The sequence below is a fragment of the uncultured Thiodictyon sp. genome, from assembly GCA_903837595.1.
GTDB lineage: Bacteria > Pseudomonadota > Gammaproteobacteria > Chromatiales > Chromatiaceae > Thiodictyon.
This window is the reverse complement of sequence record CAILVI010000437.1, coordinates 1-22,145: the sequence shown is the minus strand read 5'-3', so window position 1 is coordinate 22,145 and position 22,145 is coordinate 1. Positions and strand designations below refer to the sequence as shown.

At 65.0% G+C, this 22,145-nt stretch carries 17 protein-coding genes and 1 pseudogene; 6 read left to right on the top strand and 12 right to left on the bottom strand.

Annotation, left to right across the window (positions count from 1 at the left end; all coding sequences use genetic code 11):
* Positions 1–191, bottom strand: a 191-nt coding sequence (locus tag QZY44_RS35950) for a DUF2076 family protein (RefSeq protein ID WP_365305297.1), incomplete at its 3' end; no start/stop codon positions are given.
* A 181-nt stretch (positions 192–372) separates the two neighbouring features.
* Here QZY44_RS35950 and QZY44_RS26035 point away from each other — a divergent pair.
* The 4 genes from QZY44_RS26035 to QZY44_RS26020 all read left to right on the top strand — a co-directional run bounded on the left by QZY44_RS26035 (position 373) and on the right by QZY44_RS26020 (position 5,144).
* Positions 373–1,380, top strand: coding sequence for a ribonuclease T2 (locus QZY44_RS26035; protein ID WP_295455000.1), 1,008 nt, complete (start codon positions 373–375; stop codon positions 1,378–1,380).
* Positions 1,381–1,516: 136 nt separating this feature from the next.
* A complete protein-coding gene (locus tag QZY44_RS26030) occupies positions 1,517–3,364 on the top strand; it encodes a PAS domain-containing hybrid sensor histidine kinase/response regulator (RefSeq protein ID WP_295454999.1) in 1,848 nt (615 codons plus the stop codon).
* 16 nt (positions 3,365–3,380) lie between these two features.
* Positions 3,381–4,064: a response regulator gene (locus QZY44_RS26025; RefSeq protein ID WP_295454998.1), complete on the top strand. Its 684-nt coding sequence runs from the start codon at positions 3,381–3,383 to the stop codon at positions 4,062–4,064.
* A gap of 300 nt (positions 4,065–4,364) precedes the next feature.
* Positions 4,365–5,144 (top strand): DUF4239 domain-containing protein, encoded by a 780-nt coding sequence (locus QZY44_RS26020; RefSeq protein WP_295454997.1) that lies wholly within the window; start codon positions 4,365–4,367, stop codon positions 5,142–5,144.
* A 7-nt stretch (positions 5,145–5,151) separates the two neighbouring features.
* Here the strand turns inward: QZY44_RS26020 and QZY44_RS26015 are convergent, their stop codons facing one another.
* The 7 genes from QZY44_RS26015 to QZY44_RS25985 all read right to left on the bottom strand — a co-directional run bounded on the left by QZY44_RS26015 (position 5,152) and on the right by QZY44_RS25985 (position 13,130).
* The gene (locus tag QZY44_RS26015) at positions 5,152–9,231 is read right to left on the bottom strand and encodes a CHASE domain-containing protein (RefSeq protein ID WP_295454995.1); all 4,080 of its coding nucleotides are present in this window, start codon (positions 9,229–9,231) and stop codon (positions 5,152–5,154) included.
* 8 nt (positions 9,232–9,239) lie between these two features.
* Positions 9,240–9,968, bottom strand: a complete 729-nt coding sequence (locus QZY44_RS26010) for an amino acid ABC transporter ATP-binding protein (RefSeq protein WP_295455001.1) — start codon at positions 9,966–9,968, stop codon at positions 9,240–9,242.
* A gap of 2 nt (positions 9,969–9,970) precedes the next feature.
* Positions 9,971–10,648 carry an ABC transporter permease subunit gene (locus QZY44_RS26005; protein ID WP_295454993.1) on the bottom strand — a complete coding sequence of 226 codons (678 nt, stop codon included), beginning with the start codon at positions 10,646–10,648 and terminating at the stop codon, positions 9,971–9,973.
* Positions 10,641–11,384: an amino acid ABC transporter permease gene (locus QZY44_RS26000; RefSeq protein ID WP_295454991.1), complete on the bottom strand. Its 744-nt coding sequence runs from the start codon at positions 11,382–11,384 to the stop codon at positions 10,641–10,643. Before QZY44_RS26000 ends, QZY44_RS26005 begins: the two co-directional genes overlap by 8 nt.
* Positions 11,381–12,274, bottom strand: coding sequence for a glutamate/aspartate ABC transporter substrate-binding protein (locus tag QZY44_RS25995; RefSeq protein ID WP_295454989.1), 894 nt, complete (start codon positions 12,272–12,274; stop codon positions 11,381–11,383). Before QZY44_RS25995 ends, QZY44_RS26000 begins: the two co-directional genes overlap by 4 nt.
* A 376-nt stretch (positions 12,275–12,650) precedes the next feature.
* Positions 12,651–12,956: a hypothetical protein gene (locus QZY44_RS25990; RefSeq protein WP_295454986.1), complete on the bottom strand. Its 306-nt coding sequence runs from the start codon at positions 12,954–12,956 to the stop codon at positions 12,651–12,653.
* Positions 12,957–12,983: 27 nt separating this feature from the next.
* A complete protein-coding gene (locus tag QZY44_RS25985; protein WP_295454984.1) occupies positions 12,984–13,130 on the bottom strand; it encodes a hypothetical protein in 147 nt (48 codons plus the stop codon).
* 277 nt (positions 13,131–13,407) lie between these two features.
* Between QZY44_RS25985 and QZY44_RS25980 the strand changes: the two are divergent.
* A pseudogene (locus QZY44_RS25980) lies at positions 13,408–13,599 on the top strand (IS3 family transposase); the annotation flags it as partial.
* A gap of 182 nt (positions 13,600–13,781) precedes the next feature.
* On the opposite strand, the gene QZY44_RS25975 reads toward QZY44_RS25980, so the two are convergent.
* Positions 13,782–14,708, bottom strand: coding sequence for an SDR family oxidoreductase (locus QZY44_RS25975; protein WP_295454983.1), 927 nt, complete (start codon positions 14,706–14,708; stop codon positions 13,782–13,784).
* Between the two features lie 333 nt (positions 14,709–15,041).
* Here QZY44_RS25975 and QZY44_RS25970 point away from each other — a divergent pair, with 333 nt between their 5' ends.
* A complete protein-coding gene (locus QZY44_RS25970; protein WP_295454982.1) occupies positions 15,042–16,439 on the top strand; it encodes a sigma 54-interacting transcriptional regulator in 1,398 nt (465 codons plus the stop codon).
* 97 nt (positions 16,440–16,536) lie between these two features.
* On the opposite strand, the gene QZY44_RS25965 is transcribed toward QZY44_RS25970, so the two are convergent.
* From QZY44_RS25965 to zwf, 3 genes are all read right to left on the bottom strand, one after another.
* Positions 16,537–19,731 (bottom strand): Ig-like domain-containing protein, encoded by a 3,195-nt coding sequence (locus QZY44_RS25965; RefSeq protein ID WP_295454981.1) that lies wholly within the window; start codon positions 19,729–19,731, stop codon positions 16,537–16,539.
* Between the two features lie 593 nt (positions 19,732–20,324).
* On the bottom strand, positions 20,325–20,582 hold the full coding sequence (locus QZY44_RS25960; protein WP_295454980.1) for a putative peptidoglycan binding domain-containing protein: 258 nt from the start codon (positions 20,580–20,582) through the stop codon (positions 20,325–20,327).
* A gap of 62 nt (positions 20,583–20,644) precedes the next feature.
* A complete protein-coding gene (zwf, locus tag QZY44_RS25955; RefSeq protein WP_295454979.1) occupies positions 20,645–22,024 on the bottom strand; it encodes a glucose-6-phosphate dehydrogenase in 1,380 nt (459 codons plus the stop codon).
* Between the last annotated feature and the right edge of the window lie 121 nt (positions 22,025–22,145).

Below are 22,145 nucleotides of genomic sequence, written 5' to 3'. Positions count from 1 at the left end.
TGATACTGCGCCTGGATCGCGTGGTCCTGGACCAGGATCACCTGCGCCATGTAATAGGGCGCGGCCGGCTGCCGCAACAGGGCGTCGGCAATCAGCTCCTCCGCGTCCCGATCGCGGGGTCCCGAGCGTTGCTCGGCCTCCTTCAGTTTGATCATGAGGTCTGAAATCAGTTTTTGTTCCTGCTGGTCCATGGTGTCACCTCGGCGTTGGTTGAACGGAATCTGAAAGACGCAGGCCCAATCGGTGCGCAGCCCACCGTTGACCAGCGTGCATTTCCGATCCAGGCCGCGCTCGGTATGATGCCCGAGCGCTCGCCCTCACCGGCGATCATCCCCCGCCACGCCCGCACAGGGCAACACCGAGGACCACCGAATGCACCTGTCTCGCCGTTTGATCCCCTTGGCTGCGTGTCTGTGGCCCCTGGCGCTTGCGGCGGAGCCGTTCGCGGGCAGCCTGATCGCGGAACACGACTGTCTGGCGGGCATCTCGACCAAGCATCAGGAGAACCCGGGGCAGATTCGTCTGGTACCCGGTGAGGGCTATCGGATCGTCGCCCGCAATAAGGCGCAGCCGACCCATTATCAACTGCGTATCGAGTCGGCGCGGCCCAAGGATCGGTGGGTGGAGATCGCCTGCGGCCACTTTGCTGCGCCCGTCGCGGCCGAATCCCAGCCGCCGTCTGCGGTGCCCGCCGCGCCAGCCGCGCCCGCCACACGCACGAGCGGCGGGATGGACGCACAGTATGTCCTCGCCGCGAGCTGGCAGCCGGCCTTCTGCGAAACGCACGCGCGCCGCCCGGAATGCCAGGGCCAAACCCCGGACCGCGCGGATGCCCTGGCCTTCTCGCTCCACGGACTCTGGCCCCAACCCATCGGGCGCGCCTACTGCGCCGTCGCGCCGGCCGCGCGCGCGGCCGCGGAGTCGGGCGATTGGAAACAACTGCCCAACGCGGACCTGACCCCGGCCACGCGCGCCGCGCTGCGGCAGGTCATGCCGGGCACCCGCTCGGATCTGGATCGCCACGAGTGGACCAAGCATGGGACCTGCTATGGCACCGATGCCGAGACCTATTTCCGCCAGGCCATCGCACTACTGCAGCAACTCAACGGCTCCGAGGTGCAGCGGCTGTTCGAGTCCAACATCGGCAAACGGCTCCGGGCCAAGGAGGTACGGGCCGCCTTCGATCGCGCCTTCGGTCCGGGCAGCGGGGAGCGGGTGCGGCTGGAGTGTGATCCGGACGGCCTGATCACCGAACTGCGCATCGGGCTCAAGGGGGCGATCGACGATCGCTCGGCCCTGGGCGAACTGATCCTGGCGGCACCCACGCGCACCCTTGGTTGCCGCGGTGGGTGGGTCGATCGGGCCGGACCGGGGCGGTAGCGGCAGCACGCCAGGCGGCCGACGCGACGAGCCGGCGCTCGAAATAGCACTTTTTGCTGATCACCGTCGGCCGGGTTTTGGGTTAGGATCGCCCGCAGGTGGCGCGGCGACAAACAGGACGATTCGGAGGCGGTGCATGTCAAATCCTGAAGGCAACAGACCCAGCATGGCGCCAGACGCGTCATCCCTGGTCGATGACGCCGGAAATTTGGCGGGCGGCATTGGCGCCACCATCCTCGACCTCATGCCCAATGGGGTGTCCTTGTGCCGGATGCTGTTCGAGGATGGCGTTCCCGCCGACTATATCCATCTTTACACCAACCCGGCCTTCCACACACAAACCGGGTTGGGAAACATCTGCGGCCAGCGGATCACCGCGGTCATTCCCGGTATCCGGGAATCCGATCCGCGACTGTTCGAGGTCTATGGGCGCGTCGCGGCCGGGGGCAAGCCGGAACGTTTCGAAACCCACGTCAAGACCCTCCAACAGTGGTTTTCGATTCAGGTCTTCTGCCCCAAGCCCGAACACTTTGTCACGATTTTCGATGACATCACGCAGCGCAAGAGCCACGAGGATCAGCTGCGACTGCAGGCGCTCGTGCTGGATCAGATTCAGGATCATGTGGCCATCACCGACCTGGGCGGTACCGTGACCTATGTCAACCGGGCGGAAACAGCGGCGCTTCATTCGTCTGCCGAAGCCATCATCGGCCAGCATGTCTCGGCCTATGGCGAAGACCCCCAAGCCGATGCGACCCAACAGGAAATCGTCGACGCCACGCTGACGCAGGGGTCCTGGAACGGGACGGTGGTCAACTTTCGGCCCGACGGGTCCTCCCTTTTGCTCGATTTACGCACCACCCTGGTCAAGGACGAGGCCGGCCAGCCAATTGCCATGGTGGGCATCGGCAACGACATCACCGAGCGCAAGCAGGCCGAGGAGGTGCAAGCCTTCCTGGCCCAAACCAGTTCAACGGTCACGGATCAGTCTTTTTTTCACGCATTGGTGCGCTTCCTCGCCGAGCGCCTGGACATGTTCTATGTGTGCATCGATCAGCTCGAAGGGGATGGATTGAATGCCAGCACCCTGGCCATCTGGTGCGATGGCCAGTTTGCGGAGAATGAGCCCTATGCCCTGAAGGACACGCCCTGCGGCGCCGCCGTGGGCCGGATGATCTGCTGTTTCCCCGAGCAGGTGCGCCAGTCATTCCCGCACAATGAGGTGCTCCGGAAACTGCAAGCGGAGAGCTACATCGGCACGACCCTCTGGAGCCACTCCGGAGCGCCGATCGGCCTGATCGCATTAATCGGCAGGGCGCCGCTGAAGAACCGAGTACTCGCTGAATCCATCCTGAAACTGGTGGCCATCCGCGCCGCGGGCGAATTGGAGCGGCTGGTGGTGGAAAACGCGCTGCGCGAGAGTGAACAGCATTTCCGCACGGCGGCCGCGGAATTGGAGCGCTACCGCCAACATCTGCAAGACCTGGTCGACGAGCGCACTCGTGAGCTTGTCATCGCCAAGGAAGCCGCCGAAACGGCCAATGTCGCCAAGAGCGCCTTCCTGGCCAACATGTCGCATGAGATCCGCACTCCGCTCAATGCCATCACCGGCATGGCCCACCTGCTCAAGCGCTCCGGGGTCACGCCCCAACAAGCAGATCGGCTCGACAAGATTGACGCCGCCGGCCACCACCTGCTCGACATCATCAACGCGGTCCTGGATCTGTCAAAGATCGAGGCCGGCAAGTTCGCCCTCGACGAGACCGAGCTCAACGTCGGGGGCCTCGTGGCCAATGTCGCCTCACTCCTGTTCGAGCGCGCACGCGCCAAGGGGCTCACGCTCACCGTCGACACCCAACCGCTGCCCCATCCGCTGCTGGGGGATGCCACCCGACTCCAGCAAGCCCTGCTCAATTACGCCGGCAACGCCATCAAGTTCACCGAGGCGGCAGCCACCACGATCACGCTGCGCGCGCGCCATTGAGGACTGCGGCGATAGCGTGCTGGTACGCCTGGAAGTGCAGGACCAGGGTATTGGGATTGACCCCGAGCGTGTACCCAGGCTGTTTTCAGCCTTCGAGCAAGGCGACACCTCGATCACCCGCAAGTATGGCGGCACCGGCCTGGGGCTGGCCATCACCAAGAAGCTGGCCCACCTGATGGAGGGGGACGCCGGGGTGGTCACAACACTCGGTATCGGCAGCACCTTCTGGTTTACGGCGCGACTCAAGAAGGCAGCACCCAGGGCCGACACCCTGACCGCCTTGCCCGGTAATGCGGCCGAGGCCTTACTGGCACGCAATTACCGCGGCCGACGGATCCTGTTGGCCGAAGACGAACCCATCAACCGTGAGGTGACCGCGGCACTGCTCAGCGACCTGGGGATGGTGGCCGAGATGGCCGAGGATGGGGCGCAAGCCGTAGAGTTGGCAAGCCGCAACCACTATGACCTGATCCTGATGGACATGCAGATGCCCAACCTGGATGGTTTGGAGGCCACCCGGCGCATCCGGGCATTGGCACAGGGCGCTGCGCTTCCGATCATCGCCTTGACCGCCAATGCTTTTGCCGAGGACAAGGCGCTCTGCATCCAGGCCGGGATGAACGACTTTATTGCCAAACCGATCGAGCCGGAGGCCTTGTTCGCCACCTTGCTGAACTGCTTGGAGCGGGCTTCAGCCTGAATCTTACCGGATCATTCCCACGCATCTCCCGCAAGCAACTCCTCGCCCAACCCTTTTCGATTCGGAGTTTCGACAGCGACTGCGGCGTCGCGTACTGTGGATAGACCAGGCCGTGACTTGGGTGCGATGCTCCCAGTGGCCGGCTGGGTCGCGCTGACGGGCGACATACACCCGCCAATGATCACAATGTTGATCGACGTCTGGGATTAAAGCCCATAGCGCCCCGGTCCACAGGGTAAACTCTCGCGACTCACTCACCAAGGCACGCCTAACCCCCGCCATCACACCGGAGCTTCTGCCATGAACCAACTGGTCCTGTCCGCACTGCTCGCCGTCGGCCTGTTCTTCGCCCTACTCCTCGCCCAATATGCGGGGCGCGCACTCGGCAAGTGGCGGCTGGAACGCTCCGGCGAGGACGCGACGGTCGGGGCCGGCGCCGTCGAAGGGGCCGCGTTTGCCCTGCTCGGGCTGTTGCTTGCCTTTACCTTCAGTGGGGCGGATGCACGCTTGCAGCATCGCCGGGACCTGATCATTGAGCAGGTCAACGCCCTGGGAACGGCCTGGATGCGCCTTGACCTGCTGCCCGCCGCCGACCAACCGGCGATCCGGAGTCTCTTCAAACGCTATGTCGACGACCTACAGAAGGCGGCCGCCAATAGCGGGGACCCTGGCGCCGTCGCCGTGATTGCAGCTGACCTCCAAGTCCTCCAGAACCAAATCTGGCGCGAGTGCGTCGCCTCCGTCAATCGCGACGGTCGTCCGCAGGTCGCCAGCCTGCTGTTGCCGCCACTCAACGACAGTTTCGATCTGAGCACCAGCCGCATTGCGGCCTCCCGCATCCATGTCCAGCCGGCCGTCATCGCCTTCCTGCTCGGCCTCTCGGTCGTCGCCGGGTTCCTGGCCGGCCACGCCCAAGCGTCCGCCAAGCGCCCAAGCCTGGTGTATATGCTGATCTTCGCCGCCCTGATCTCGGCAACGATTTATTTCATAATGGATTTTGAATATCCACGCAGGGGGCTGGTCACCCTCAAGTCAGCCGATGCCTTCATGAACGAACTGCGCACCAGCCTCAACGACTGATCGATGATCAGTTGAGACGGGTGGAAGGGAGGATCGACAGGAACCGCTCCAAAACTAGGCCGGCGGCCGGGTAATCGAACGCCCCGAGATGACGTTGCAGCTCCTGATGGAGGCCCTGGTCGCGTGCGGGCAGCGCCGCCCCCAGGGCGGACACCAGGTCGCGGGGGACGACCAGGCCCTTGTCCAGCCGGGACTGTAGCTCACTCAGCAGGTGCCGCACGGCGGCGCCATCAACCGTCTCCGGCAATGCCCCGGCGGCGGCGAGCGGCAGTGAAAGCGCCGCGATCCGATCCAAGGTCTGGGCATGGATCTCGCGCACGACGTCCAAGGCGGGGGTGGGGTCACGCCCCGCCTGGAGCTCGGCCTCCAGCCGCGCGGTGGCCGCAGTGAGTTCAATGGCCCAGAGATTGGCGGCAGTCCCCTTGAGCCGGTGGACACGCTGTGCTGCCTGCGCGGCATCGCCCGCGGCCAGGGCCGCGGCGATCTCCTGGGCATCGTCCCGGATGGTCTCGGCGAATCGGCGCAGGAGTTCAATCACCGCACCCGGGTCACCATAGGTCTGCAAGAGGCAGCGCAGGTCAAAGCCGGGGATCGCCAGTCGCTGCCCGGGCGCGGCGGCGGGTGGTTGGGGCGGGCCGGCCGGTCCGGGGAGGAGCGCCGCGGCGCCCGGGTGCTGCGGCAGCGCTGGCGCGGCGATCCAACGCCCCAGCATGGCGGTAACCGAGTCCAGAGTCACCGGTTTGGGCAGCAGGTCAGTCATGCCGCACGCCGTTATCCGGCCGCGCTCCTGGTCGGTCACCCCGGCGGTCAGGGCGATCACCGGCAGGTCCGCCCAGTCCGGGTTTTTCCGTATCAGTCGGGTGGCCGTCAGGCCGTCCATTTCGGGCATCTGAATGTCCATCAGCACCGCATCGTACGGCGCCTGCGCCAGACGCTCCAGGGCGTCGCGTCCATGGCTCGCCAGGGTCACCTCGATCCCCAACCGTCGCAGCAGGTCGCCGATCACCTGCCGGCTGATGGGCTGGTCCTCCGCCACCAGAATGCGCGCGCCCGCCAGCATCGGAGCACGCATGGGGGCCGGCGCTGGCGCGGCCAAGGGCACAGTCCCCGCCAGACCTAGGCCCAAGTCGATGGTGAAGGTGCTCCCCAGGCCCGGGGAACTGCGCAGCCTCAGTTGCCCATCCATCAGCTGCACCAGGTTGCGGCTGATGCTCAGGCCCAAACCCGAGCCCCCAAACCGCCGGGCAATCGAGCTGTCGCCCTGCATGAAGGGCTCGAACAGCCGCTCGAGTATGGCCTCGTCCATCCCGATCCCGGTATCCTGCACCGTGACGCGCAGTCGCGCCGCCCCCCCCGCAAGCCCCTGGCAGCTGACCCGCAGGCTGACCTGGCCGCGGGCGGTGAACTTGATGGCGTTGCCCAGCAGGTTGGAGAGCACCTGTTGCAGCCGCAGGGCGTCCCCCAACAACTGCCGGGGCACATCCGGGGCGGCGGTGATCGTGCACTCAAGTCCCTTGGCCGCGGCGACATCGGCGAACAAGGCGCGCAGGGTGGCGAGCAGCGCGTCCAGGTCGAAGGGGGCGATGGCCAGGCGCAGGCGCCCGGCCTCGATCTGGGAGTGGTCGAGGATGTCGTTGAGAATCCCGAGCAGGCTGCGGCCGGACTGATTGAGCTTCTCCAGATAGTCGCGCGTGCGTGGGTCCAGGGGTTGCAGCAGGGCCAGTTCAGACAGACCGATGATGCCATTCATCGGGGTGCGAATCTCGTGGCTCATGTGGGCCAGGAACTCGGCCTTGCCGCGCGCCGCCGCTTCGGCCTGCTCCCGCGCCCGCTTGAGATCCGTGATGTCATAGAGGGTGTTGAGCCGCTCCTCGCCCCCCAGTAGCGTGGTGCGCGCCATCACCGTACGGGTGCTGCCGTCCTTGCAGCGAACCGTGACCTCTAATGGCTCGAAGCGCCCGCCGTCGCGCCGCACCGTCGCCAGGCGTGCCCTGCGTCTGGTCTGCACCCAGTAACGATAGGCCGGGTCGGGCGTGGCCTTGCGCCACCAGTCGGTCCAGCTGGGAATATCTGTGAGCGTATAGCCGAAGGTCTCGGTAAAGGCGGCGTTGACGTACGTGGTCGCGCCCGGCTCATGGGCCAGGGCCACGGGCACCGGCGAGGCATCGATCAAAGCCCTGGCTTTCGCCTCGCTCGCCTCCAAGGCCAATTGGGTCTGGCGCTCAGCAGTGATGTCCCAGTTGACCCCGATCAGGCGTTGGGCCACCCCATTCGTATCGCGAATCACCCGGCCGGAGGTCACGATTGCGTGAGCCGTACCGTCCGGCCAATAGGTCCGGAAGCTGGTACGGAAGGCCGTTTGTTGGCCCGCCAGAATCGCCTCGAAGGCGCTGCGCAGGGCGGGCCGATCCGTGGGATGGACCCCCGCCATCCAGTCGGCGAAGGTCGGGGCGCCGCCCTCCGGCGCGCGCCCATACAGGCGATAGACCTGCTCGTCCCAGTAGACCCGATCATTGCCCAGGTCCAATTCCCAGACCCCGATGCCCCCGGCCTCGGCGGCCAATTGCAAGCGTTCGGTGAGGATCCGCAGCGCTTGCGCCGCGGTGTGCAACTCGTCGGTGCGCGCCGCGACCCGCCCTTCCAGGTTCGCCCGCTCGGCCGCGAGTGCCGCCTCGGCCCGTTTGCGGGGATTGATGTTGTCGAACAGCGCAACGAAATGGTCCGGCGCCGGACTGTACACGGATACCGAGAACCAGATATCTAAGGGCTCAAGGCGGATCTCAAAGCACTCGGCCTCCCCACCCTGGGCGACCCGGCCATAAATCTCGAATAGCTCCGGGTTTCTCTGGCTTAGGTCGGGGATGAGCTCGCTGATGCGCTGCCCCACCACGTGATGGAGTCCGGTCAAACGGCCAAATGCGGGATTGACCGCGAGATACAGGAAGTCCGCAGGCAGCCCATCCACATAGAGCATCCGGCAGTAGGCGATGCCGTGCCCCACGTACTCGAACAGGTCGCGGTAACGCAGTTCGCTCGCGTGCAGCCGTGCCGCCGCCATGCGCCGGTGGCGAATCAGCACCGTGAGCACGACGCTGACGGTCAGTCCCAGACCGAGTAAGGCGAGTGGCAACGGCGACTTGGGTTCGGTCCCCGGGGCGGGCACGCCCCGCAGCACCAGGGTGCGCGCGGCCACCGTGAGGCGGACCTCCCGGCCGCGGGGATCGTCGGCAACGGCGCCCAGGTCCAGGGTCGACTCAGACCCGCGTCGGCGGGAGGGATGGACATGCAGCAGTCCGGCGTCTCCCGGCAGGTCGGCGTCGCGCAGGACTAGATCGAGCACATGCGGTGGGAGTGGAGCGAGTGCCTTCTCCACGAGGTCCCCCAGGCGCAACACGCCCACCGCGAACCCTTGCAGGCGATCGTCTGCGCCAAGGTCTCCGACGGCCGGGGACGCGAAGATCACCAGGCCACGCTGCTTGCCGGTCTCCTGGACCAGGGTCACGGGCGCAGTAGTTACCGGATGCCCGGTGCCGCGCGCCCGCTCCAAGGCCGCCCGGCGCAGTGGTTCAGACCCCAGGTCAAAGCCCAGCGCCGCGCCATTCCCGGCCAGCGGCTCGACCCGATAGACGGGAAAATACTCGGGACGCACTCCGGCCTCGTGCAGGTCGCCCCGTACCCCTTCGCGGATGGAGAACTGCGCCAATCCGTCCAGCCGCGCCTGGGTCTCGAAGGCCGCCCGCTCACGCTCAGGCACCCGCGGTACCCATTCCAGTGCACTAAGCCCCGGATGCCGTTGCAGTAACGGGCGGGTGAAATGGGTAAATTCATCGGCCGTCACCGCGGTCGTAGCACCATAAAACTGGGCAAGCACCTCAACATCGCTGATGATCTGTTGCAGCTTCCCGCCCAGCACCTGCGCGTACACCGCCACCCGATCTTCGATGTCTGCCGCCCGCCGCTGGGCCTCCAACGCCGCGGTCAGCCAATAGGTCGCAAGACTGAGCAGCAGGCCCAGGACCAGCACCGTGAGTTCCGGCCAACTTGCCCGCCAGGCGCGGCCCTGATTGCCCGGCGGCAGCGTGTCCAATGACGCCCTCAGTGCTTTAGGATCTTGGACAGGAACAGCTGCGCCCGCTCGGAGCGCGGGGTGCCAAAAAAGTCCTCCTTGGCGGCATCCTCAATGATCCGACCCTGGTCCATGAAGATCACCCGATCGGCGACCTTGCGCGCAAAACCCATCTCGTGGGTGACGCACATCATGGTCATGCCCTCGGTCGCCAGTTCGACCATCACGTCGAGCACCTCATTGACCATCTCCGGGTCCAGCGCCGAGGTCGGCTCATCGAACAACATACAGATCGGGTCCATCGCCAGCGCACGCGCAATCGCCACCCGCTGTTGCTGCCCCCCGGACAGCGCCCCCGGGTACTTGCCCGCCTGCGCCTTGAGACCGACCCGCTCCAGCATCTTGAGCCCCCGGGCCACGGCCTCGTCCGGGGGGCGGCCGAGCACCTTGATCTGGCCGATGGTCAGGTTGTCGGTGACGCTCATATGCGGAAACAGCTCGAAGTTCTGGAAGACCATACCAACATGCGAGCGCAGTCTTGACAGATTAGTCTTGGGGTCGGTGAGCGCCATCCCGTTGACCACTATCGTACCCTGCTGGATCGCCTCCAGCGCATTGACACAGCGGATCAGCGTACTCTTGCCGGAGCCCGAAGGGCCGCAGACGACCACCACCTCGCCTTTATTCACATGGGTGGTGCAGTCGGTCAAGACCTGGAAGGTACCATACCATTTTGAGACTTGGTCGATGGCAATCATGCTCATACCGCAATCCTCTTCTGTAGCCGGCGGACCAGTAAGGAGGCGCCGAAACAGAGCACGAAATAGACCGCCCCGGCAAACAGCAACAACTCCACCAGGCGTCCGTCACGATCCCCCACCTTGTAGGCCGCACCAAAAAAGTCAGCCAGGCCGATCACATACACGAGCGAGGTATCCTGAAACAGAATAATCGCCTGGGTCAGGAGCAGCGGCAGCATATTGCGCAACGCCTGCGGCAGCACCACCAGGCGCATCGTCTGGGTATAGGTCATGCCGAGTGCGCGAGCCGCGTTCACCTGACCCTGGGGGACGCTCCGCACACCGGCACGGATGATTTCAGCATAATAGGCCGACTCGAACAGCGCGAACGCAACCAACGCGGATGCCATGCGGATATCGGTCCCCTGCCCCAGACCGGCCCAGTCCTTGAGCAGGGTCGGCACGATCAGATAAAACCACAGGATCACCATCACCAGCGGCACCGCCCGGAACAAATTCACGTAGCCAGCCGCCATTGTGCCCAAGAGGCGGTTACCCGACAGCCGCGCCAACGCGAGCAGGGTACCCCAGACGATACCAACCACGATCGCGACGCCGGTGAGCTTGAGCGTGACCAGCAGGCCGGCACCAAGAATCGGCAGGGCGCCCGGGATCGAACTGAAGTCGAATTCATACATCACGTGCCCCGCTATGGCCGGGTAAGCGGGTGCGGTGTTCCACTGCGCGCATACCGAGCATCACCAGCACATTGATGAGCACATACAGGAGGGTGACGGCGATGAATGCCTCATACGCCTGCGCGGTATAATCCACCAGCTGTTGACTCTGTCGCGATAACTCGATCAGCCCGATGGTAGAGGCGACTGCCGAATTCTTGAATACGTTAAGGAATTCAGAGGTCAGCGGTGGCAGGATGATACGCATCGCCGGTGGCAGCAGGACATAGCGATAGGTCTGGGGCAGGGTCAGGCCCATGGCCAACCCGGCGTTCTTCTGGCCCCGCGGCAGTGAGTTGAGGCCGGAGCGGACCTGCTCACAGACCCGTGCCGCGGTGAAGCAACCCAGACACAGCAGGGCCGCCACAAACTGCTGAGTCAGCGGGTCAGACTGCTTGATGGCATCGCCCAAGGCGCGCGGCAGCAACTCCGGCAAGACGAAATACCAACTGAACAACTGCACCAGTAGCGGGACGTTGCGGAACGCCTCGACATAGGCCGCGGCAAGGCCCGACAGCCAGCGGTTGGGCACCGTGCGTAACACCCCGAGCAGTGAACCCAGGAGCAAGGCGATGACCCAGGCACCAAGTGACAGCAGCAGTGTCCACTCCAGTCCCTGGAGCAGCCAACCGAGATAGGTCGCGTCGCCCGACGGGGTCGGGCTCAGGAACACACCCCAATGCCAACTGTAACTCATAGCGCCTGATCGTTGGGATTGCCATACAGCTTGATCAGTTCCGGCGACGGCGGGAAGTTCAGGTTCAGACCCTTTGGCGGAATCGGATTCCGCAACCACTTGTCATACATCTTCAACACTTCACCGCTGGTCTCCAGCTCCGCGATGGTAGAATCCACCAATTTCTTGAACTCCGGGTCATCCTTGCGCAACACACAGCCATAGGCCTCGAATGACTGTGGCGTTCCAACCACCGTCCAGTCGCCGGGGCGCTTGGCCTTGGCCATTTCACCATAGAGCAGGGCATCGTCCATCATGAAGGCGACCGCGCGCCCGGTTTCCAACATCAGGAAGGACTCACCGTGATCCTTGGCGGAGACGATCCGCAGGTTCATCTTTTTCTCTTCATTCAGCTTGCGGATCAGCCGCTCGGAGGTGGTGCCCGCGGTGGTCACGACCGTCTTGCCGGCCAGGTCGGCAAAGTCACTGATACCGGAATCCTTGCGGGTCAGAAGTCGGGTGCCCACTACAAAGATGCTGTTGGAAAAGGCCACCTGTTGCTGGCGTTCCACCGTGTTGCTGGTCGATCCGCATTCCAGGTCCACGGTGCCGTTCTGGATCAGCGGGATGCGGTTCTGCGACGTGACCGGATTGAGTTTGACCGCCAGGTCAGGTAGCTTGAGATCGCGCTTGATTGCGTCCACGATCTTCAGGGCAATCTCCTGCGAATAACCGATGACCCGTTGCTGGTCGTCGTAATAGGAGAACGGGATCGAGGATTCCCGATGGCCCAGCGTGATCGAATTGGTCTGCGTGATCTTCTTGAGTGTGCCGGTCGACTCCTGGGCCTGCACGGCACCGGTCAGGAACAGACAACCAAGCACGGCAACCGAGAGACTGGACAACTTCATGGGCTATCTCCGTCAGGGCATGGACAGGTGGTGCGACAAGCGTTGACGTCAGGTTGGCGCCGGCGCGCCTATTTCCAGCCATTATCGAGTGCCTGAGAGAAAACGCAACCGGCAGGGGCGCAGTATCCGTGAACCGCGGGGGCGGCGAATCGGCAGAAGTGCCTAGACCGCCGAAGGAGTCGCGACAGCAGACATGATGAGTTGGACCAAGGACCGTTTCGAGCAGGCGCTGAGCGCAACGTCATCCGGTGGCTGACCGCGCACTGGCCGGGACGGTCCAGTTCAGCAGCCGAGAATCAACCTGCGGCTTGCTTTACAGCGTCCTGCCAGCCCCCATCCGGAGAGCGAGGCGCGGCGACACCGGCGGCCTAGAAAACTACTTGCCTCGCAAACCTTCGGCCGAGCCCAGGCGATTCCAATGTTGCCACCGTTGCCGCAGATCGACCAGGTGGATGGCGAGCGCAACCAGGAGAAAGAATGAGACCCAACCCCAGGCGGCGCCAGTGAGGGCCGCGCGCGCGGCCACCAACAGACAGCTGCCGGGGGCGAGGATCAGCAGGGTCGCGAGCGGCGGCACGGGGCACCGGCCCATCCGCCACAGCACCATGAGACCGATCGCCTCCAGGCCAATCAGGAACAGGACCAAGTCGATGCTGTGCCCGCTTGAAAAAAATTCAGCCATGGTCCGCCCCTTCTGCCTTGTAAGTGATCATTTTGCCGGGACGATACCGAGCAGGTGCCCCAGGTCGTTGAAGAAAAGCCGCGGGTGTGCGACCAGCTTGGTATGCACCGGATGCCTGTTCATGCAGGACTCCCAGGTAAGTCGCTCCACGTCCAGGTCGGCGCACATGTTCACGACGAGCACCGTTCGCACCCAGAGGCTGGTCGTCTCGCCGTGGGAAAACAGCCGTTGACGTCCGGCGAGATCTTGCCCTGAACAGAGAGGAAACTCAACCAGCCCAGACCCCGATATGGGCTCAATCCTGAGCCCCGGTAAAGGCGCCGGTCAAGGCTCGATGACTGAGGCGGCACCCTAAAGTGGACGCCGAACACCGGACAGCAATTTATGCCCGCGCCGGACCAAGAGGGTCAGGTCAAGAGGGGATGAAGCGAAGCGCAATACGTATACGGCGCTGTTCAAGGCCAAGGTCGGTCTCGGGGCGATCCGCGGGGTCATGACGGCGAACGAGATCGGTCAGGATCATGGGGGCCATCCGCCCTAGGTGGGGCACGGGAAGAAGGCGATCTTGGAGCAGGCCGGGACGCTGTTTGACACCAAGCGTGGGCGCACGCAACAGGACGAGCGGGGCGAGCCCGACCAGCCCTAACGCGAGATCGGGCGACTGACGATGGAACTGGACTGGCTGAAAAACGTCCTATGGCGTCGGCGACAGCCGCGACCGGTTGTCGCGATTGTACCGGCTCTGGTCGTTTCTCCATCGTTCGGTCGCCTGCCGGTGTTCTTCCGCAAGACGGGCGCCGCCGATCGCGCCAGCCACGACGCTCATCACGCGAACCTCACCCCGGCCAGTCGTTCCGATGTCTCCCATAGACCGGCCGCGACTGAGCTGTCCAGCGCCTGGGCCGGCATCTTGGCCGTTCCGGGTGGGCCCTTGAGCTCGTGCCAGCCCGTCGGCCCATAAAACCCGCCGCCTTGCGCATCCGGCGACGTCGCGGCGAAGACGATCGGCAATGCGGCTAGCCCGGCGGCCGGGCTGAGCGGAAGTAGGAACGGCTTCGCGATCCGCCATAGCGCCCCGCGTAAGCCGCGTGAGGCTGGTCCGTTACCGATAATGTCAGTACGGGCATAGCCCGGATGGGCCGCCATGGCATCGATGCCCCAGCCTGCCGCCTCGCTGCGGCGCTGCAATTCCAAGGCCGACATCACCAGCGCCAGCTTGGTCATGCCATAGGTCTGGAATGGGACATAGGATCGTTGCGACTGCAGATCGGTAAGATCGATCGAATCCAAGCTCGCAGCCAGGCTGCTGACGTTGACCACGCGCGCGCCGGGGACGCGCCGCAGCAGCGGTAGTAGCCGGGCCGTCAGGGCAAAATGGCCGAGATAGTTGGTGGCGAACTGCAGCTCGAAGCCGTCGACCGTCAATTGCCGTTCGGGCGGTGCCATGACCCCGGCATTGTTAACGAGCAGGTCGATACCCCGCCCCGCGGCGAGCATCGTCTGCGCAAAGGCGGCGACCGAGACGAGCGAGGCCAGGTCGAGCCGCTCGAAACGCGCTGTTGGGCCAGGGTGGGTGGCCCGCAGGCGTGCCAGGGCGTTCGCGCCCTTGATATCGTTGCGGCCCGCCAGTACGACCTCGGCGCCCGCCGCCGCCAGCGCGAGTGCCGTCTCGTAACCGAGCCCGCCAGTTGCTCCGGTGACGACGGCGAGCCGTCCGCTTTGCGACGGGATGTTGACAGTTGTCCAGCCCATCAGCCATTGATCTCCAACGAATCGATCGAAGTGCGCCAAGTTACGGCGAATGTCTTGGCATTGCAACGGATAACGGAGAGGAAATTCAACCAGCCGTGCCCGGAGATGGGCTCAATCCTAAGCCACGGTTGGGGCGGCGGGCAAGCGAGCTTCGCCCTTTGGCGCGAGTAGTCGCCTTATATAAAAAATGGAATATACTCGAGTTCCCACGCTGCTCGCTCGGTTGTGGATAGGTTATGTGCGCTGATATCGAGAGTTCAGCGACTCGGATCAACCGGTACCGCACACTGGCGGGATCGTCGGCGCACTCGCACCATTGCCTGACCAACAGCCATGCCGCCGACCATTAGCAAGCAGCAAATCGAGCTTCAATCGCTGGTCGACATCCACGATCAGCCCTTCGTTATCATCGACCGCGCGTTTCAGGTGGTGGTGGTTAACCGTGCCTTCGAGGCTGTTTATCGGGTCACGCGGGCGTCGGCCGTGGGACGGCCCTGTTATCAAGTGGTTCCACCGGATGTCCGACCCTGCCCCTGCGCGCCGCAGGGCGGGAACTGTCCCTTCGCGCGGGTATTCGCGGGAGAAAATAGCGAGTCAGTGACTCACGCCTATCGCGACAGCGAGGGCCGCGAGCATTTGGCGCGCATCCCGGCCTACCCGATCCGCACCGCCGGCGGCCAGACCTTGGTGGGTGAATTGATCCAGCTCGATGCGGTGCACCGGGATGCACAGGTCGCGACCGAGGCGGGCGGGATGCCCATGATCGGCAACTCACCAGCCTTTCGGCAGGTGTTAGCGGGAATTCGGACCGCCGCGCAGTCGCTCGCCCCGGTCCTGCTCCAGGGACCGACCGGGACCGGCAAGGAACTGGCAGCGGCGCACATCCACAGTTTGTCGAACCGGCAAGCGGGCCCCTTCCAGGTCCTGGACTGCACCACCCTGACCGGCGACCTGTTCGAGAGTGAGGTCTTCGGGCATGAGCGGGGCGCCTTCACCGGCAGTGCGGGTGAGCACCGCGGGCTCTTCGAGCAGGCCGATGGCGGCACGCTCTTCATCGACGAGATCGGTGAGATGCCCATGCCGCTCCAGGCCAAGTTGCTGCGCGTGCTGGAGAGCGGTGAGTTCCGGCGGGTCGGCGGAACCCGCGTCCACCGGGCCGATGTGCGGGTGGTCTGCGCCACCAATCGGGAACTTCGCGGGGCACCCTGGTTCCGCCAGGATCTGTATTACCGCATCGCCTGTCTCACGCTCACATTGCCGTCCCTCACGCAGCGCCGGACCGACATCCCGCCACTAGCCGAGGAACTGTTGGGCCGCATCGGCCGCGCCGCCGGGCGGGCATACCGCTTGGAGCCCGCGGCGCTGGAGGTCCTGTGCGCTTATGACTTCCCCGGTAACGTGCGAGAATTGCGCAACATTCTATGGGCCGCGGCGGCCACCGCGGAGCAGGGCCGGATCGGCGCCCGGCAGATCGACGCCGCACTGCCGCGTGCGCCCCTGGTCGCATTGCCGGACGCCGGCGCGCACGCGGTGCAGCCCTGTATGCCTGGGCAGTGTCGGGCGGTCGCGGCCCTGCGCAGCCTGACCGAATCGCCCCGGGAAGACTGTGAGGCGAAGCAGTTGGAGACGGTGCTGCGACGCCACCTTGGCAACCGCCGCGCCGCCGCCCAGGAACTTGGGATCAGCGAGCGCACACTCTATCGCAAGATTCGGTTACACGGCCTGGATTGACGGCGCGGCAGGCCGTGCGCCGCGCCAAGAAAAAGGCCCCGCCCGCAGGCGCGGGCGGGGCCAATGATCGGGGGAAGCGCGTCCCTGCGCCGGGACGCTATTTGCCGAAGCTCTCGTTCAGGCCGTGACAGGTGTCGCAAGCGACCATCTGACCGGCGGCCACCGTGCGGTTGCTGTTCTCCACCAGCCAGGTGCGAGTCACCGGGGCGCGCGAGAGCACAGTGCCCAAGTGATCGGCACCGTGGCAGGCGCCGCAGGAGCCACCGCCGGCCTTGGCGTTTTCCGTTTTGGCCAGGCTCTTGTGGGCCGACGACCAGAAGCGACTGTCGTTCACCAGGTGCATCCCGTGCGGTCCGCCCAGGGTATTGGCGGCCAAGGCGCTGGTGGTATGACAGATGGTGCACTCGTTGATGGTACCGGTGTGGCCCTGGAGTTGCTTCGCCGTCACGTTGTCGTTGGCCGCGGCGATGCCGTTGGGCCACTCCGCATGCGTTGCACCATGGCAGCCCTCGCACATCACCCCGCCATGCCCCGTACTCATCCGATACAGCCGGGGATTGCCCGCACCCGGGTTGGCGAAGCCATTGAAGGCGGCGGGTACTACCGGCTCGGCGAAGCGCTTGTTGACCGGCACGATGGGCGTGGCCTTGGCGTCGCCCGTCTTGAAGGCCTGGCGCAGCCGCAGCCCGTCTTTGTTGCCTGCGCTATCCTTGGTGTTGACCAGGGCCCCGGTGGTCGCGGTCAGGTTGGTGACGGCATCGCCGGTGTGGCAGGAGCCGCAGCCGGGCTCATTGGCCCAAGGCACGCGCGGGGTGGCGGGGTTGGTATAGAAGTCCTTGGCCAGGATGAAGGCGCCCGGGTTGGTCGTGGAGACGTTGCGGGAGAAGTCATTGCCGATCTGGGTCATGCTGCCGTGGCAGTCAGAACACAGCATGCCGCCGTTGAACATGGCCCCGCGCAGACACTTGGTGTTCTTACCGGGGTGACACTGGTAGCAACTGTTCTCCAACGCCGTGAGGCGCGTGGCCTGGTTGGTGATGACCCCGTTAGCGTCCTGGACCGGGGCCGGCATGACCTCAAACAGGTTGCCGGGCAGAGACCCGTGATGCCCATGCATCACGTTTGAATTGGTCTTGTGAGCGACTTGGTTGCGGCCGTTCGCGGGGGTCCCCGGGGCGCCTGACTGGGGCTCGACCTGGGCCAAATCGAGCGCCGGGGTGTAGTGACAGACCTGGCACACCACGGGCTTGTTCTGTACCAATGCCTTGTTGATCAGACAGCTCGGACTGCCGTTGGGCGCATCGGCGCTGATGGTACAGGTATCAGCCCCTCCGCCCGGGCTCACATAGGCCGCCCCGTGCTTCAGGTCATGCAGACGCAGTACATTGATGTCGGTCGCGTATTCGATGCTGACCCGGGCCGGTAAGGTGGTATCCGGGTCGTCCCGCTGGGCGGCCACCGGCAGGCCGGCATCGAGCAGGGTATTGGTGGGGGCGCTGCTGCGGCTGCCCTGGATGTCCGTGGGGTCGGCGTGACAGTTGGAACAACTGGTCTCACCGGAGATCGGCAGTGCCGTGTCGACGGTGGTCAGGACGGTACCGGCGGCGTTCTTGGCCTGGACCCGCACCAGCGGAAAGGGGTTCTCGCGCCCGAAGTCGTCGAAAGCGGACACGGGGATGCCTGCACCCTCATACCAGTTGATGCCCTGGGCCACATAGCCGAAGGGGAAGTTCACAAAGAAGGGCTTATGCTGGTAATACTCTTCGACCGGCTGAGGGGTGTTGGCCACATAGGGTGCATCGACCCCCGGCATTGAATGCTGCACGGCACTGAGGAAACCATCGTGGCTGCCCGGCTGCCCGGCGGGGCTGTCGACGATGCCGTCGGGACCGGTATAGAGGTTCTCCACGTTGGCCACCGGCAGACCGCGGTCGGCCGTCGTCGGGAAGCCGCCGGTGGCCAGCGGGGTGAGCCCCAGGCCGCCGGGGTAGAAGGCGTCATAGGCGCCGTTCTTTATCCCCTCCCAGAAGTTGGTCTTGTAGGTGCTGCCATCGGACTTGCGTCCCGCAAGCTGGGTCTGGGACAAGATCGGGTCCGTCGGGTTGGCGACCGCAGAATAGGCCAAGGTCACCCCGGCCGGGTTGAGCACCGGCTTGCTGGCGGTGCCCTTCTGGATGACCTGCCCGAGCATCACCTGGAAGGGCGGCAGGATGCTGGCGATGCGCGTATCCAGATCCCCGCAGTGCATCCCCAGATCGTTGATCGCCAGGACGCGATAGTTGCTGTCGATCACCTGGGCCTGGGTCGGGACCGCGGCCGTCACCTGGCCGTTGGAGTCGGTGCTCGTGGAGTTGATGGAGACGTTCGGCACCGCGCCCACGACCACCAGGCTCAGCAGGTTGGAGTTGCCGACATTACCGGCGGCGTCAAAGGCTTTGGCAGTCCATGAATGGGTGCCGGCGTTCGCGCTGGTGACTGACCAGGCATAGCTATAGGGCGCGGCGGTGTCGGTCGCCTTCAGCGTGGTCCCGTCATAGAACTCCACCCGGGTCACGCCGACGTTGTCGCTGGCGTTGACCGTGATGGCGACCGTTTGCGGGGGTGTCAGGGGACTCAGTGCGTTGGTGCTGATCGACACGATGGGGGCCACCGTATCACTGGCGCCAACACTGGCGCTCGCAATCGGCGAGTAGCCGCCGAGGTTGCCGGCGGCGTCAACGGCGCGGACCTGGTACCGATAGGTGTTGGGGGCCAGGCCGGTGTCGCTGTAGGTGGTCGCCACCGGGGCGTTGATCTGTAAGAAATTGGTACAGGATGCACCGGCACACCGTTCCACCCGGTAACCGGTCACGGCGACATTGTCGGTGGCGGCGGCCCAGATCAGGTTGATCTGCCCGGTGCCGATGGCCGCGGCAGTCAGGGTGGCGGGGCTGCTCGGGGCCTGCGTATCCGCGGCCCCCACTTTGACAGTGGTGGCACAGTTGGCGACCGTGGAGCCGGAGGTGAGCCGCAGGCTGGTGTTGAAGGTGCCCGCACCGGCATAACTCACCGCACGGCCGGCGCTGGTGTACGAGCTTGGATTGCCGCCCTGAAAGGTCCAGCGGCGGCTCGGGGTCTGCCTGAATCCGGTGGCGCCGTAACTCCAGGTGACACTCTGTCCGGGCTTGATGGTCGGGGTCTGGGGCGAGATGGTGCAGGTGGCAGCCTGGCCGGAGCCGGACCACATGACCGCAAGCCCCAGCACCAGCACCATGACCGTCGGTCTTGGAACGATGACGCGTTGAAACTTCATTCGATATCCCTCTTGCTTTGACTGCATTGAAGCATCTGATGACCGGCAATTCCCGTCGGGGCGAGGCGTCATGTGACCCCATCCGGCGGCATTGGGTGAGCCCCGAGGGCCACCCGCTTGATCCGGTCTCACTGCCCTGGATGTGCGATCCGGGGACCTGGGACGTTCGACCCCTTTCGAAACGGGGCCGCGACCACTTGCTCTTTGGTGACGGTTTCGGCGTGAGCGATGTCGCGCGAAGACCGTCCAGTCTCTGCAAAACGAAACTGAAGCGAGTACAGCAAATTACGGGCCATCATCCAGCGGCCAGCGACCAACAGCAGGTAACGTGCGGGCCGGCTTAGCGAGACGAAGGAGAGGAGGCGGGCGCACCGGGGCAGGGCAGCGGCAGGCAGTGACAGGCTTGTCAGGTTAAGCCTGACAGAACTGGCAGGGCTGTCAGCGTTGTCAGGTGGCGGGCGATTCGCCGCAACGGCCTTGGCGGGGGCAGTGATTGGGATTGATCCAGGTGCCGACGGCGCTGATAACACGTCCAGGCACCTGCGTTCGCAGTGCCCGTCGCGGCCTGGGGGCCGCTCCGACGGGGGCTCGGGTCATCCGCGGGGACGGATCAAGGCCCCACCCTGCCCTGCCAGCCAGCGCTGGTGCTTGCGGCGGATGTCGCCCAGCACCTCCAAGTCGATCCGGTCATCGTCGCGGATGCGGGCGTCGTAGCTTTCCCAGCCCATGAAGTCGTGCAGGTTACGCAGCAGGTCCGCGTCGCACTGGCCGGTCACCGGCCCCTCATAGAAACCGCGGGCGTGCAGAATCGCTTGCAGCTCGCCGGCGATGCCGGCGTCGATCGGCACCAACTGGTCCGGGTCGCTGGTGAGATAGGTCAGGCGATGGATGGCATAGAGCCGCTCCAGTTCCCCTACCCCTCAACCACCGGATCCTGCCAACCCCCGGGAGGCGTCAAGGCGGCGTCGGCCGACTCGGGCCCCCAACTCTTGGGCGCGTATTCATGGATCTCACTGTCGGCCTTCAGCATCGGATCGACGATGCGCCACGCCTCCTCGACATAGTCCTGACGGGCAAACAGGCTGGCGTCCCCCGCCATGGCCTCGCCCAGCACCCGCTCATAGGCGCCCATCTCGCCCGCGGTCGGCCGCCGGCTGGCGAGCAGTTCAGCCGCACGGCCGACCTGCGTGCCCTCGGGGTCCATGACGGTGACGCCCAGACCGATGGCATGGTCAGGGCCGACCCGGAAGCGGACATGGTTGGGCGCCGTCGCGCAGCAGGGAAAGAGGCTGGGCGGCCGGCGCAGACGCACCACCACCTCGGTGCAGGTCACGGGCAGGAGCTTGCCGGCGCGGATATAGAACGGGACACCCTGCCAGCGCCAGGAGTCGACATAGAGGCGCAGGGCGGCGAAGGTCTCGACCTGCGAGCCGGGTGCCACACCGGGCTCGGCGCGGTAACCGCTGAACTGACCGCGCAGCAGATCAGCCGTGCTTAGCGTCGGGATGGCCTTCAGGACCTTGACCTTTTCGTCGCGCACCGATTCGCTGTCGGTCCTGATCGGCGGCTCCATGGCCAGGTTGGCCAGGATCTGGAACAGATGGTTCTGGATGACGTCGCGCACCGTACCGACCTGTTCATAAAAGCTGCCCCGCCCCTGGACCCCGAAGTCCTCGGCCATAGTGATCTGGATGCTCTCGACATAGTTGCGGTTCCAGATCGGCTCCAGGAAGGTGTTCTGGAAGCGGAAGAAGATCATGTTCTGCACCGAGCGCTTACCGAGGAAATGGTCGATGCGGTAGATGCGCCGCTCATCAAAGGTCCCGTGCAGGACGCGGTTGAGCGCGCGTGCCGAATCCAGATCGCGGCCGAACGGCTTCTCGACCACCACCCGGGCCTCAGCGGTGCAGCCGGCCCCCGCCAACTGCTCCACCACCAGCGGGAAGGCCGAGGGGGGGATCGCGAGATAATGGGTCGGTCGTTGGGCCGTGCCCAGCGCCTGGCGCAGCGCCTGAAAGCTCGCCGGGTCACGGTAGTCGCCATCGACATAACCGAGCTGGGCGCTGAGCTGCGCGAACGCCGCCTCATCGACCCCGCCGCCGTGCTGCTCCAGACTCGCGCGGGCGTGCGCCTTGAACTGATTGAGATCCCAGCCGGCCCTGGACATACCGATGACGGGCACATTGAGGTTGCCGCGCTTCACCATCGCCTGCAGCGCCGGGAAGATCTTCTTGAAGGCCAGGTCGCCGGTGGCGCCAAACAACACCAGTGCGTCAGAATGGGATTCGCTCATTTTTCGCCTGCCTTTTCCACATGCCCGCCGAACTCAAAGCGCATCGCCGACAGGAGCTGGTCCTGGAAGTCGGCCTGGCCGCGCGAATTGAAACGCTGGTAGAGCGCGGTGGTGAGGACCG